The organism is Streptomyces liangshanensis, assembly GCF_011694815.1.
GTDB lineage: Bacteria > Actinomycetota > Actinomycetes > Streptomycetales > Streptomycetaceae > Streptomyces > Streptomyces liangshanensis.
Genome location: NZ_CP050177.1, coordinates 7,522,866 through 7,536,087 on the forward strand (window position 1 = coordinate 7,522,866; position 13,222 = coordinate 7,536,087).

Here is a 13,222-nt window from a genome sequence, read left to right on the forward strand (position 1 = left end):
CGTACGGGGGCCGCGCGGCGGCCGGCCGTCCGCCGCTGCCGGACCTTCACCGAGCGAAGGGACAGCATGGACCACAACGCTCTGACGCCCGACGTCCTGCGGGAACTGCGCACTCCCCGCCCCTATCCCGCGGTGTCCCTCACGATGCCCACGCACCGCCGTGACCCCTACCACGACCAGGACACGGTACGGCTGCGCAATCTCCTCGCCGAGGCATGGCGCCGGCTGGAGGAGGAACCGGGCCTCGACCGGGCGGCCAGGACCGCCGTCAAGAGCCGGATCGGCCGGGCCGTCGCCGAGGTGGACCTGCGGCGGACGCTCGACGGGCTGCTGATCCTCGCCGACACCCTCGACTACCGGATCTGGTACCTGCCCCGCGAGGTCCCCGAGCAGGTCGTCGTCAGCGACACGTACCTCACCCGCAACCTGGTGGCCGCCACCGCCCAGTCGCGCCCGTACTGGGTGCTGAGCGTCGCGGCCGACCGCGCGACCCTCTGGGACGGGTCGGGCGACACCCTGGACGAGCGCCACGACGACGGATTCCCGATGAGCCCGCCGCGGGACACCTGGGACCCCGAACGCGAGGAGCGCGTCGGCGACCCGGGCGCCTTCCGCGACGAGGAGACCCGGCAGTTCCTGCGGTCGGTCGACCGGGCCACGGCGTCGGTGCTGGCACGGCATCCCCGGCCGCTGTACGTCGTCGGCCTCGCGCCCGCCCTCGCCCTGCTGGAGGACGCGGGCAGCGCCACGCACGGCGCGGCCGGCCGGCTGGTCAAGGGCGGCCTGGCCGAGGGGCCCGCGTCGGTCCTGCGCCGGGAGATCGGGCCGGTGCGGGACGCGCACGACCGGCGGGAGCAGCGCGAACTGTTCGACAAGCTCGACGCCGCCAAGGGCCGCAGGGCGTTCGCCGCCGGCCTCGACGAGGTCTGGGAGTCGGTGCGCGAGAGGCGCGCCGAGGTGATCGCGGTGGAGGACCACTACCGCCAGTCCGTCCGGATCAGCGAAGGACACCTGGTCCCGGTCGAGGGCCGCGACGGGCAGGGCCCGGGCGTCCGCGTCCAGGACGACATCGTCGACGAACTGGTCGAGTCCGCCCTGGACGGGGGCGCCGAGGTGGTGTTCCTGCCGGACGACGCGCTCGCCGGGCAGGAACGGATCGCCGCCGTCCTGCGCTACTGACGCGCGGGACAGGGGAGACCGGGCGCCGTCCGACCCCCACAGGCTGACGGCGCCCGGCGTTCATGGTGCGGCGGTCAGTGTCAGTGCCCCGACGATCGTACGGTGACGTCCGACGCCTTCACATAGGCGATCCGGTGCCCGAACTGGATCTCGTAGTACTGCTCCTTGCCCCGCACCACCCGGTGCCCCGCGGTGTCGAAGGTCGTCGCGTACAGGTACTCGCCCGGGACCTTGTCACCGACCACGTACCGCTGCCCGGCGAGCAGCTTGTACGTCAGCGGGGACACGGCCTGTACGGGCACCCCCGCCGGATACGCGGACGCCTCCGGGTAGGCGCGCCCGTACACCGGCACCTCCGCGAGACCGTCCTTCGGCGTCAGCACCGACGCCTTGGCCCCCACCGCCGTCGGCTGCCTGCGGGGATTCTCGAACCACGCCTTCTGCCCGAGGTACCAGACCGCCGTCCAGTCGCCCTGGCGCCCCGCGACCGCGAACTGCTGGCCCGTCGAGGCCCGCGCGCCGATGTCGTTCACCCCGGTCGTCGAGTCCTGGCCGCCGGGCCGCAGCCCGATGTCCTTGACCAGCGGCGCGTTCGCGTCCGGCGCCGTGTGCAGCCGTACCGCGCCCGACCCGTGCGGCGCGCACGCGTCGCCGGCCGTCACGCACCCCGTGTACGACGGCTTGTTCGCGGCGAAGTCCGGGCGGATCGTCACCACCCCGGCGTCCGCGCCCGCCGTCGCCCTGAACGGCTTCCCCAGCAGCTCGAAGTAGTGCGCCCAGTCCCAGTAAGGACCGGGATCCGTGTGCATCCCCGGGACCGTCGCGGCCGTCGGCCCGGGAACGGTGTCGTGCCCCAGGATGTGCTGCCGGTCGAGCGGGATGTCGTACTTCTTCGCCAGGTACGCCACCAGCCGCGCCGACGTCCGGTACATCGCCTCCGTGTACCAGGCGTCCGGCGCGACCAGGAAGCCCTCGTGCTCCAGGCCCACGGACTTCGCGTTCGTGTACCAGTTGCCCGCGTGCCAGGCCACGTCCTTCAGCGGGACGTGCTGGGCGATGTGCCCGTCCGACGAGCGCAGCGTGTAGTGCCAGGAGACGTACGTCGGGTCCTGCACCAGCTTCAGCGTGGTGTCCCAGGAGCCCTCGGTGTCGTGGACGACGATCGAGTCGATCGTGTGCGAGACCGGCCGGTCGGCCAGGTCGTGGTTGCCGTAGTCCCCCTCGCCGAACTGCTCGTACGGCGCCGGGATCCACTCGCAGGCGACCGTGCGCGGGCACTCCGTCCCCGCCGCGCCGATCCTGCGCAGCCCGAGCGCCGACACCTGGGACGTGTCGGGCGCCACCGAGGGAACCGCGCGCAGCGCCACCCGCTGCCCGTTGTCCGTGGTGCGGCCCTCGCCGTCCCTGATCACCGCGAACACGTCGTTCGCGTACGTCGCGGCGGTCGCCGAGTCGTCGGCCCCCGAGAACCGCGCGACCGCGCCGTACCAGTCGCCCGGGTCGCCGCCGAGCGGCTCGCCCAGCTCGCGCTGGGCGGCGGCCAGCAGCGCCGCGCCCCCCTCGATGTTCGCGGCGGGGTTCTCCCGCAGGTCCTTCGCGGACCGCCCGGTCAGCCGCGCCGCCCGGTCCAGGGTGCGCAGCGACGCGGGCAGCTCCGACGCCTTCGGCACGGCGGCCGCGTGGCGCGGGCCGGCCTCCTTGACCGGGCGCGCCGAGTCGCCGCGCGCGTCCTCCGTACCGTCGGAGTGGTGCGGCGCGTCCGCGAGCGCGGTCCGCGCGTCGGTCAGGTGCATCGGCCCGTAGCCGCCGGTGACACTCGGCGCGCCGCTGTGCGTGTCCCAGCGGGACTGGAGGTACGCGACACCGAGGAGCACGCTCCCCGGCACGTCGTACCGCGCGGCGGCGGCCTCGAACTGCGACTGCAACGTGCCGGGACCGGGCCGTTCCGCGGTGGCGGAGGGAGCGGCCGACACCAGCGGCAGGAGGAGCGCGGCCGCCGCCAGGACACCGCCCGCCCCGAGTGTGCGTCCGCGTACGTTCCTCGGTCGTGGGGAGAGGGAACGGGGCAATGCGGCCTCCAGTGACGGGTGGTGCGCGAGATGCCTCAGGTCTGGTCCGCTCCAGGGGTACCGGCTTCCGGACGATCCGTCAATCAGGCGCCACGACAAGGATTTCGCACGTCAGCTCGCGTGTCGTGAGGTTTCGCGGCGGTGGCCCCCGGGCCTGCGGCGCGTCAGTGGAGTGAACCAATGAGGGGACGCGGACACCGGAACACCGCCGCGCGCCCCGTCTGTCGGTACGGGGCGCGCGGCGGTGCGGCTCTTCGGTCCTCCCCGCGTCAGCGGGTCCCGACCGCCGCGCGCACGGCCCGGCGGGCCATCGCGCAGTCGTCGTGCAGGCGCCGGAGCAGCAACCGCTGCTCCTCGCCGGTCGGCAGGCCGCTCTGCGCGCAGGACGCGGCGGGCGCGGCGCCCGGGGCGGGGGGCTGCGTGTCCCGCATGGCGCGCTGCACGGCCGTCTCGTACATCCGGATCTCCCGGGTCAGGACGAGCATCAGGTTGACGAGGAAGGCGTCCCTGGCCGCGGGGCCCGGGGCCTGGGCGAGCTGGCTGATCTGCCGGCGCGCCACCGGGGCGTCCCCGAGCACCGACCACAGCGTCGCGAGGTCGTACCCGGGCAGGTACCACCCGGCGTGCTCCCAGTCGACGAGCACCGGGCCCGCCGGGGACAGCAGGATGTTGGAGAGCAGCGCGTCGCCGTGGCAGAACTGGCCCGCGCCCTGCCGGCCGGCCGCCAGGCCGTGCAGCAGCTTCTGGAGGTCACCCAGGTCCCGGTCGGTGAACAGGCCCAGCTCGTGGTAGCGGGCGATACGCGCGGCGTAGTCGAGGGGGGCGTCGAACATCCCGGCCGGCGGCCGCCAGGTGTTGAGGCGGGCGATCGCGCCGAGCGCGGCCCGCACGTCGGCGCGGGGCGGGGCCTCCACGGGGTGGCGGGCCAGCGCCGCCGCGCGGCCGGGCATCCGCTCGACCACCAGCGTGCAGTTGTCGGGGTCCGCGGCGATGAGGCGGGGCACGCGTACCGGCGGCCGGTGCCGCACGAACGCGCGGTATGCGGCTATTTCGTGGCGGAACCGTTCCGTCCAGACGGGGGAGTGGTCCAGCAGGCACTTGGCGACCGCCGTGGTGCGCCCGGTGGAACCGACGAGGAGGACGGAACGCCCGCTGCGGCGCAGGACCTGCACCGGATTGAACTCCGGACAGATGCGGTGCACCGAGGCGATCGCCATCCGCAGCTGCGCGCCCTGGGGGCCGGACAAGTCGAGTCTCCCGCTGAGCGGTTGTTTGACCGCCCCGGCCCAGCGCCGGGGAGCGTTCGTGGGATCGAGGTACGGTCCGCTGCCGGGCGCGACCGTACGCGTCGACCGGGGCGGGGCGGACACGGAGGACGATGCTGTGTACATGGGCGAGACAGATCCCTTCGTGTACCGACGGATTGACACGCGCCTCCCGTCCCGGCGGCCGGTCCGCACCCTGGGGAGTACGTCCGGCTGCCGGGCCGGGGTGGCGCGTTCCTACCCGACACCGGCGCGCGGGTGGCACACCATCTGGCGCACCCTGGCGAACCCTGGCGAATAGTCACGGGGCGTCTGCTGGCACCCGACAAGGGCTAGTGTCGAAGTCAGCCGAGAACCTGGGGGCTTGACGTGAGCGGCGAACCCAACACCCGTCTGTCGGATCTGTTCGGCCTGGCCGGCTGGTCCAAGGGCGAACTCGCGAGACTGGTGAACCGGCAGGCGGCGGCCATGGGCCACCCCCAACTGGCCACGGACACCTCGCGCGTGCGGCGCTGGATCGACATGGGGGAGACTCCGCGCGATCCGGTGCCGAGAGTGCTGGCAGCGCTGTTCACCGAGCGGCTCGGTCGTGTCGTGACCATCGAGGACCTCGGCTTCGACCGGTCCGGGCGCGCGGGGAAACGACAGGAAGCCGGGAGTGCGGACAACCCCGACGGCCTGCCGTGGGCGCCCGAACGGACGGCGGCGGTCCTCACCGAATTCACGGGAATGGACCTCATGCTCAACCGACGCGGCCTGGTGGGCGCGGGCGCCGCGCTCGCCGCCGGCTCCGCACTCAGCAGTGCCATGCACGACTGGCTGCATCACGACCCCGTCCTCTCGTCCGACGCCCCCCGGCTCAACGCTCCCCTGCACGCCGACCCCGCTGGGTTCGACCGCTACGAGGCCGCCCCCATCGGGTCGCAGGAGATCGAGGCGCTGGAGCGTTCCGTCGAGGTGTTCCGCGCGTGGGACGCCTCCCGGGGCGGCGGACTACAGCGCAAGGCCGTGGTGGGCCAGCTCAACGAGGTGGGCGGCATGCTCGCCTACCGTCACCCCGACCATCTCCAGCGGCGCCTGTGGGGCGTCGCCGCCAACCTCGCCGTCCTCGCGGGCTGGATGTCCCACGACGTCGGCCTCGAACCCACCGCCCAGAAGTACTTCGTCATCGCCACCCACGCGGCCCGCGAGGGGGGCGACCGGCCCCGCGCGGGCGAGGCCCTCTCCCGGGCCGCCCGCCAGATGATCCATCTGGGCCGGCCCGACGACGCCCTCGACCTGATGAAGCTCGCCAGGTCGGGGTCGGGGGAGGAGGCTCTGCCCCGTACGCGCGCCATGCTGCACACCATCGAGGCGTGGGCGCAGGCGTCCCTCGGGCGCGGGCAGGCCATGCGCCGCACCCTGGGCGAGGCGGAGGATCTCTTCGTCTCGGACAAGGGGGACGTGGAACCGCCCAGCTGGATGCAGATGTTCGACGAGGCCGACCTGCACGGGATGGAGGCCCTGGCCTTCCGTACGCTCGCCGACCACGAACCCTCGGCGGCGGCCACCGCCCAGCGCCATGCCAGGAGGGCGCTGGACCTGCGGGTGGGCGGCCGGCAGCGGTCGAAGATCTTCGACCACATCTCGCTGGCCTCCGCCTGCTTCATCGCGGACGACCCGGAGCAGGCCGCGACGTACGCCCGGCTCGCCCTGGTGTCGATAAGGGAGACCTCCTCCCTCCGCACCTGGGACCGGCTGCGCGAGATGTACCGGCTCACCGGCCAGTACGCGGACTACGGGAAGGTCCAGGATCTGCGGGAGGAGATCGAACTCTCCATGCCGAAGGGCCCGGGCCGGCCGTCCGTCCTCGGCCCGGCCAGGAAGACCTACGGATCGGCGTAGGCGTTACGGATCGGCTCACGCGTGAGGCGTTCGCCGCCATCTCAGGAATCCGCCACGTCTCAGGAATCCACCCGGTCCTCCGGTCCGCGGGACCTGGCGACCATCACACAGGCGTCGTCCGTGTCCCCGGCCCCGCCGAGCCGCGCGACGATCGTCTCCGCGCACTCGCGCGCCGTGCGTGCCCGGGTCAACAGGGGCGCCAGCGCGAGGAGGTGATTTTGCCGTGCCTCCGTACCGGCACGGCCCTCGCCGTCGGTGTGCAGCACCAGGACGTCACCCGGGAGGAGGCGGAGGTCGGCCTGTTCGTACGCGGCTCCCGTCGTCGCGCCGAGCAGCACGCCGTCCGGCGGGGTGAGCGCGCGCCCCGTCCCGTCGCGGAACAGCAACGGGGCGGGGTTCGCCGCCTGCGCCCACACCAGGGTGGCGGTGTCCGGCCGGTAGCGGGCGCAGAGCGCGCTGCCGAGCGCGGGCTGCCGGGAGGTCTCCAGGAGCTGGTTGAGGTGTCCGAGGAGGGCGCCCGGCTCGATGCCCGCCACCGCCATCCCGCGCAGGGCCCCGAGCAGCATCGCCAGGTTGGAGGCGGCCGCCACCCCCTGTCCCGTGAGGTCCCCGACCGTCATCAGGGTGTCCCCGCCGGGAAGGTCGAGGGCGTCGTACCAGTCGCCCCGGGCCGTGGGCGCCGACGCGCCGCCCAGATGCCGGGCGGCCACGTCCAGGGCGGCGGCCCCGCTGCGCGACAGCTCCAACGCGCCGCCCCGCGTGGGGAGTACGGCCTGCTGCAACTCGGCCACCAGCCGCTGTTCCGTCTGTGCGAGGTGCTGGCGCCGGTGCACCGAGTCCCGGGTGTCGCGCAACACCCGCTCGCTGCGGCGCAGGGTGCTGACGTCGCGCAGGACCGCCCACATGGAGGCCGTGCAGCCGCCGGTGTCGAGGACCGGCTCGCCCATCATGTGCAGTGTACGGACCCGGCCCTGGGCGGTCAGGACGCGGAACTCCCCGTCGATGGGCCGCCCGTCGATCAGGCAGGCCGTCACCATCGCGGTGAGCAGGGCCTGGTCCTCGGGGAACAGCAGGGACGGCAGCTCGTCGAGCGACAACGGGCCGGCCTCCTGCGGGCGCCCGAAGATCTCGTACAACTCGTCGGACCAGGTGACCTCGTCGGTGAGGAGGTTCCACTCGGCGCTGCCGACCCGGCCGGTGAGCGGAGCGGGCCGGGGGGCGGGCGGACCGGCGCTCCGCCCCTGGGCGGGGACCGTGCCGTGCGGGTCGTCCGTCAGGTCCGGCCTGCCGGCCCTGAGCTGGTCCAAGTGGGCGCCGAGGTCGTCCAGTTGGTGCACGGCCAGGTCGCAGAGCGCGCGCTGCCAGCGCCGGAGGATGTCGTCGTCGTCCGCCTCGGCCGAGGCGTCCCGGCGCACGGCGTCCACGTCTCCGCGCAACCTGCGGGTCTGCGTGATCAGGGCGTCGACCGAGCCCCGCTCGGGAGGCTGTGGGGCGGGACGGTCCGCGAACAGAGGGGACGGCATCTCGAACTCCGATGGGGCGGCGGCACTGCCTGGTCCGGATGGTGGACCATTAAGACTGTCGCACAGGCGCGGGGGGCCTGTAGGGCGATTGGCCACACTCGGCGGGGTCATGCGGTCGGCATATGCCAGCGGCTGCACATGGGGAGAGATCGGACAGCCCGTCACCGGTCCGGTCCGGTCGGACGAGCGGGCCGGACCGGCCCTATTCGACCGGCATGCGGTGGAGCGCCACCAGCAGGCGCCAGACCCGGGTGGCGATGCCCTCCGGGGTGTCCTCGACCAGGCCGTGCAGCCAGTCCGCCAGGACCCCGGCGAAGGCCGCCGCGACGGCGGAGGCGATCAGGTCGGGGGCGGGCGCCCCGGCGAGCACCCGCTCCGCCTTGGCGCGCTCGCGCAGTTCGCGGTGGAGCAGCTCGCCCAGCGGCCCGCCGCCCCCCGGCCGCAACAGCGTCCGGTAGAGCGCCGCGTGCGGGGTCAGGCCGACGAAGAACGCGGTGAGCGGGGGTGGGGGCGTCCGCGGGTCGGGGGCGCCCCGCCACGCGTGCAGGGCGTCCACGGCGTCCCGTACGACCTCCGCGCAGGCGTCGACCGCCAGCGCCTGGAGGTCCGGGTAGTGCAGGTAGAACGTGGCCCGGCCGAGCCCCGCCCGGCGGGCCAGCGCGGCGACCCCGATCTCCTCGAAGGGCTGCTCGGCGCAGGCGTCGAGCAGCGCCTGCCGCAGCCGGGCGCGTGTTCTCGCGGTCCGCGGGTCGCCCGCGTCGGCGGACGGGCCGGCGGTCATCCGGCCGCCAGGACGACGGCCAGGGCGACCGCGCCGGGCAGCGCCTGGACGAAGAGGATGCGCCGGTTCGCGGTGAGACCGCCGTACAGGCCCGCGACGGTCACGCAGATCGTGAAGAAGACCTGCACCCGGAAGCCGGTCGGGTCGGAGACGATCAGTCCCCATATCAGCCCGGCGGCCAGGAAGCCGTTGTAGAGGCCCTGGTTGGCGGCGAGCGGGGCCGTCGCCTTGGCCATGTCCGCGTCGAAGCCGGAGAGCTCGCGGCCCTTCGCGCCCTCCCACAGGAACATCTCCAGTACCAGGATGTAGACGTGGAGCGCGGCCAGGAGGCCGACCAGGATGTGTGCGGCTGTCTGCATGACGGGATCCCCCGAGAGAGTTTCTGAACAGGTGTACCGAAAGTATAGACACCTGTCCATGAGTGCTCCTGGCCGGGGGGCGTGGGCGCCTACGGGCGGGACGCGCGGGGACGGCCGTGAACGAGCCGGGGCCTCCAGGGAAGCGCGTCCCTGGAGGCCCCGGCCAGCATTCCCCGTCGGGGGCGCTTGGAGTTAACGCGGTCAGTCTGGCCCGCCCCCGGTCGGGCGCGGAGGTGCCGCGCCGCGCTCACCAGATGGACTCCACCCATTCGGGGTGGTCGACGAACGGGTTCCGGTTGTGCTGGTACGACGTGTATATGACGTCGTTGCGCCGCTTCTCGAACGTGTCTGGCGGATCCTGCTCGTTCCACCGCTTGAGCACGGACAGCTTCCCCATGAAGGGGGTGGAGCCGTTGTTGACCCGGTCGTTGGCCTCCAGGTCGGCCCACGCGTCGTCGCCCTCGTACCGCACGGCCATGTAGAGGATCATCCGGGCCACGTCGCCCTTCACGGCGTTGCGCGGCTCGAAGGAGTCGGAGTCCGTGTAGTTGCCCGGCGCGCCCGCGACCGCGCCGCCGCCCAGGTCGAAGTCCTTGTTCCCCCGCGTCGAGTTCACCCCGACCTCGCTGGGCCGCAGGTGGTGGATGTCCGTGCCGGGTCCCGCTGAGGTGCCGAAGCCGCCGTGGGACTGGGCCCAGACGTGCTCGCGGTTCCAGTTGCCCGCGTTGCCGCCGTTGCTCGCCTTGGACTGCGACTTCCCGGTGTAGAGCAGGATGACGTTCGACCTGTTCGCCGGGTCCTCGTCGGTGACCTTGAGGGCCTCCCACACCGCCGCGTACGAGATCTTGGTCTGGTTCCTGATGATCGAGTGCAGTGCCGTCCTGAGCTGCGGGCCGCTCTTGCCGAGCGCGTTCTGGTAGTACGTGTCGTCGAGCGCGGCCCGCGGGGTGGCGGCGGGCGCGGCGGCCGTGGTGGTGGCGAGCACCGCGGTGACGGCGCAGAGGGCCAGCAGCGCGTGTCTCGCGGTGTGTCGGCGACGAACCATGGGGGTTTCCCTTCGGGCGGGACCACCACGGCGCACGGGTCACAGGGTCGGGAGGGGCACTGTGGTGGTCGTGCGGAACGGTTCAGCGGGAGCCTTCCACAGGATCCGTGGACCGGGAGTGAACGCGCCGTGTTGGTCATGTGCAAGTCAAATCTGGGGGGCTGGTGGGGATGGGGGGAATCCTGTGACGTACCGTCAGGACACGGAGTGGTGACGAGGTGCCCGGTTGTGAAGGGTCTGTGCCCCTATCGCGGGGGTCCGGCCGGGTGTCCGCCGAACTTTGGTCCATACCTATCCCTTGACGGCCTCATCTCCTCTCCCTTAAATCAAGTATTGAAATAAGCGCCTGAGACGGCATCCCCGATCGTCACACCTCTCGGCGTCCGGAATGTCATGCGCATGCCCCCCACATGAAGTGATGTGATGACTGTGCGAACTCCCTTGCGGCGCCGGATGGCGCTGTACGGCCTTGCCCTGCTCTGTTGCGCGAGCGCCGTCGCGGCCGGGCCCGCGACCGTGGCCGGCGCGGCCCCCGCACCGGCCCCCGCCGCCGCGGCGGCCGTCGTGTTCAACGACGACTTCAACGGCCCCGCCGGATCGGGCGTGGACGGCAGCAAGTGGCAGTTGGAGACCGGCGACAACGTCAACAACCATGAGCGCCAGTACTACACGTCGGGCACCAACAACGCGGCCCTCGACGGCGCCGGCAACCTGGTCATCCAGGCACGCAGGGAGAACCCCAACAACTACCAGTGCTGGTACGGCCGGTGCGAGTACACCTCCGCACGGCTGAACACCGCCGGCAAGTTCAGCGCCCAGTACGGGCGTGTCGAGTCGCGCATCAAGATCCCGCGCGGCCAGGGCATCTGGCCCGCCTTCTGGATGCTCGGCAACGGCGGGGGCGGCTGGCCCGCCCAGGGCGAGATCGACGTCATGGAGAACGTCGGCTTCGAGCCCAGCACCGTCCACGGCACCCTCCACGGCCCCGGCTACTCCGGTGCCGAGGGGATCGGCGCCGGCTACACCCTGCCGGGCGGCCAGCAGTTCGCGGACGCGTTCCACACCTTCGCGATCGACTGGGCCCCGGACTCCATCACCTGGTCGGTGGACGGGAACGTCTACCAGCGCAGGACGCCCGCCGACCTCGGCGGCGACTCCTGGGTGTTCAACAAGTCGTTCTTCATGATCCTGAACCTCGCGGTCGGCGGCTACTGGCCCGGTGACCCCAACGGCAGCACGGTCCTGCCCCAGTACATGGTCATCGACTACGTCCGGGTCACCACCGGCGACACCGGCACCCCCGGAACGGGCCGGGCGATCCGCGGCCTCGGCGGCAAGTGCGTCGACGTCGCCGCCGCCAGCTCCGCCAACGGCACGCCCGTCCAGCTCTACGACTGCAACGGCTCCGCCGCGCAGCAGTGGACCGTCGGCTCCGACGGCACGATCCGCGCGCTGGGCAAGTGCCTCGACGTCAAGGACGGCAGTGTCGCCGACGGCGCGCAGCTCCAGATCTGGGACTGCACCGGCGCGAACAACCAGAAGTGGGCCACCCCGGCGGCGCTGGACGTCGTGAACATCCAGGCGAACAAGTGCCTGGACGTCCCGGCCGCCAACTCGGCCAACGGGACCCGGCTCCAGATCTACACCTGCAACGGCTCGGCCGCACAGAAGTGGACGGTGAACGCCTCGTGACGCGCCTGCGCTCCTTCCTCAAGCCCCTCGCCGTGCTGGCGGCCCTGCCGCTCGCGGTGGGCGCCTCGGTCATCAGTACCTCCACCCCCGCCGCGGCCGCGACCGGCACGATCACGGGCCTCGGCGGCAAGTGCGTCGACGTGGCCGCCGCCAGCTCCGCGAACGGCACGGCCGTCCAGCTCTACGACTGCAACGGCTCCGCCGCGCAGCAGTGGACCGTGGGTACGGACGGTACGGTCCGCGCGCTCGGCAAGTGCCTCGACGTCAAGGACGGCAGCGTCGCCAACGGCGGCCAGCTCCAGATCTGGGACTGCACCGGCGCCGCCAACCAGAAGTGGACCGCCTCGGCGGCCCGCGACCTGGTGAACACCCAGGCGAACAAGTGCCTGGACGCCACGGGCAACAGCTCCGCCAACGGCACCCGGCTCCAGATCTGGACCTGCACGGGCACCGCCAACCAGAAGTGGACCGCGCCCGCCGCGGGCGGCGGTGGCGGCGACACCCCGCCCCCCGCGCCCGGAGCCATGGCGGTCGCGCCCTACCTCTACAACGGCTGGGGCAACACGCCCAACCCGGTCACGGTCATGAACGCGACCGGCGTCAAGTGGTTCACGCTGGCGTTCGTGCTCAGCAACGGCTACTGCAACCCGCAGTGGGACGGCGGCCGTGCGCTCACCGGCGGCGTCGACCAGCAGACCGTCAACAGCGTGCGCGCGGCGGGCGGCGACATCATCCCGTCCTTCGGCGGCTACAGCGGCAACAAGCTGGAGAGCTCCTGCTCCAGCGCCGGCGAGCTGGCGGCGGCGTACCAGAAGGTCATCAACGCCTACAGCCTCAAGGCGATCGACATCGACCTGGAGGCCGCGGCGTACGACAACCCGACCGTCCAGCAGCGGACGATCGACGCGCTCAAGACCGTCAAGGCCAACAACCCCGGCATCAAGGTCTACATCACCATCGGAACCGGCATCAACGGCCCCGACACCAGCCTGATCAACCGCGGCGCGGCCGCCGGCCTGACCGTCGACAGCTGGACGATCATGCCCTTCGACTTCGGCGGCGCGGGCCAGAACATGGGCACCCTCACGCTCCGCGCGGCCGAGGGCCTCAAGACCGCGGTCAAGAACGCGTACGGGTACAGCGACGACACGACGTACCGCCGCATCGGCATCTCGTCGATGAACGGCATCACCGACGTCAACGAGACGGTGACCGTGGCGGACTTCCGCACGATCCTCGCCTACGCCCAGCAGCACCACCTCGCGCGGCTGACCTTCTGGTCCGCCAACCGTGACCGGCCGTGCCCCGGCGCGTACCCGAACGACGACACCTGCTCCGGCGTGAGCCAGCAGGCGTGGGACTTCACCCGCACGTTCGCCCAGTACGCCGGCTGAACCTCCGAGGAGCACCAGTGAACTCACGCAC

At 72.5% G+C, this 13,222-nt stretch carries 10 protein-coding genes; 4 read left to right on the forward strand and 6 right to left on the reverse strand.

Annotation, left to right across the window (positions count from 1 at the left end; all coding sequences use genetic code 11):
• Positions 1 to 66: 66 nt before the first annotated feature.
• The gene (locus tag HA039_RS32725) at positions 67 to 1,179 is read left to right on the forward strand and encodes a baeRF3 domain-containing protein (RefSeq protein ID WP_167035561.1); all 1,113 of its coding nucleotides are present in this window, start codon (positions 67 to 69) and stop codon (positions 1,177 to 1,179) included.
• 80 nt (positions 1,180 to 1,259) lie between these two features.
• Here the strand turns inward: HA039_RS32725 and HA039_RS32730 are convergent, their stop codons facing one another.
• Both HA039_RS32730 and HA039_RS32735 read right to left on the reverse strand, forming a co-directional pair.
• Positions 1,260 to 3,248 carry an N-acetylmuramoyl-L-alanine amidase gene (locus tag HA039_RS32730; protein WP_167035563.1) on the reverse strand — a complete coding sequence of 663 codons (1,989 nt, stop codon included), beginning with the start codon at positions 3,246 to 3,248 and terminating at the stop codon, positions 1,260 to 1,262.
• Positions 3,249 to 3,517: 269 nt separating this feature from the next.
• Positions 3,518 to 4,639 (reverse strand): aminoglycoside phosphotransferase family protein, encoded by a 1,122-nt coding sequence (locus HA039_RS32735; protein ID WP_167035565.1) that lies wholly within the window; start codon positions 4,637 to 4,639, stop codon positions 3,518 to 3,520.
• Positions 4,640 to 4,882: 243 nt separating this feature from the next.
• Between HA039_RS32735 and HA039_RS32740 the strand changes: the two genes are divergently transcribed.
• A complete protein-coding gene (locus HA039_RS32740; protein ID WP_167035567.1) occupies positions 4,883 to 6,397 on the forward strand; it encodes a DNA-binding protein NsdB in 1,515 nt (504 codons plus the stop codon).
• A 59-nt stretch (positions 6,398 to 6,456) separates the two neighbouring features.
• Here the strand turns inward: HA039_RS32740 and HA039_RS32745 are convergent, their stop codons facing one another.
• From HA039_RS32745 to HA039_RS32760, 4 genes are all read right to left on the reverse strand, one after another.
• Positions 6,457 to 7,920, reverse strand: coding sequence for a PP2C family protein-serine/threonine phosphatase (locus HA039_RS32745; protein ID WP_167035569.1), 1,464 nt, complete (start codon positions 7,918 to 7,920; stop codon positions 6,457 to 6,459).
• A 202-nt stretch (positions 7,921 to 8,122) separates the two neighbouring features.
• Positions 8,123 to 8,701 (reverse strand): TetR/AcrR family transcriptional regulator, encoded by a 579-nt coding sequence (locus HA039_RS32750; RefSeq protein WP_167035571.1) that lies wholly within the window; start codon positions 8,699 to 8,701, stop codon positions 8,123 to 8,125.
• The gene (locus tag HA039_RS32755; RefSeq protein ID WP_167035573.1) at positions 8,698 to 9,060 is read right to left on the reverse strand and encodes a DUF1304 domain-containing protein; all 363 of its coding nucleotides are present in this window, start codon (positions 9,058 to 9,060) and stop codon (positions 8,698 to 8,700) included. Before HA039_RS32755 ends, HA039_RS32750 begins: the two co-directional genes overlap by 4 nt.
• A gap of 247 nt (positions 9,061 to 9,307) precedes the next feature.
• A complete protein-coding gene (locus tag HA039_RS32760) occupies positions 9,308 to 10,105 on the reverse strand; it encodes an endonuclease I family protein (protein WP_167035575.1) in 798 nt (265 codons plus the stop codon).
• Positions 10,106 to 10,528: 423 nt separating this feature from the next.
• Between HA039_RS32760 and HA039_RS32765 the strand changes: the two genes are divergently transcribed.
• Together HA039_RS32765 and HA039_RS32770 are read left to right on the forward strand one after the other, a co-directional pair.
• Positions 10,529 to 11,797, forward strand: a complete 1,269-nt coding sequence (locus tag HA039_RS32765; protein WP_167035577.1) for a lectin — start codon at positions 10,529 to 10,531, stop codon at positions 11,795 to 11,797.
• The gene (locus HA039_RS32770; RefSeq protein WP_481906685.1) at positions 11,794 to 13,191 is read left to right on the forward strand and encodes a ricin-type beta-trefoil lectin domain protein; all 1,398 of its coding nucleotides are present in this window, start codon (positions 11,794 to 11,796) and stop codon (positions 13,189 to 13,191) included. The genes HA039_RS32765 and HA039_RS32770 overlap by 4 nt, the downstream gene beginning before the upstream one ends.
• Positions 13,192 to 13,222: the final 31 nt, after the last annotated feature.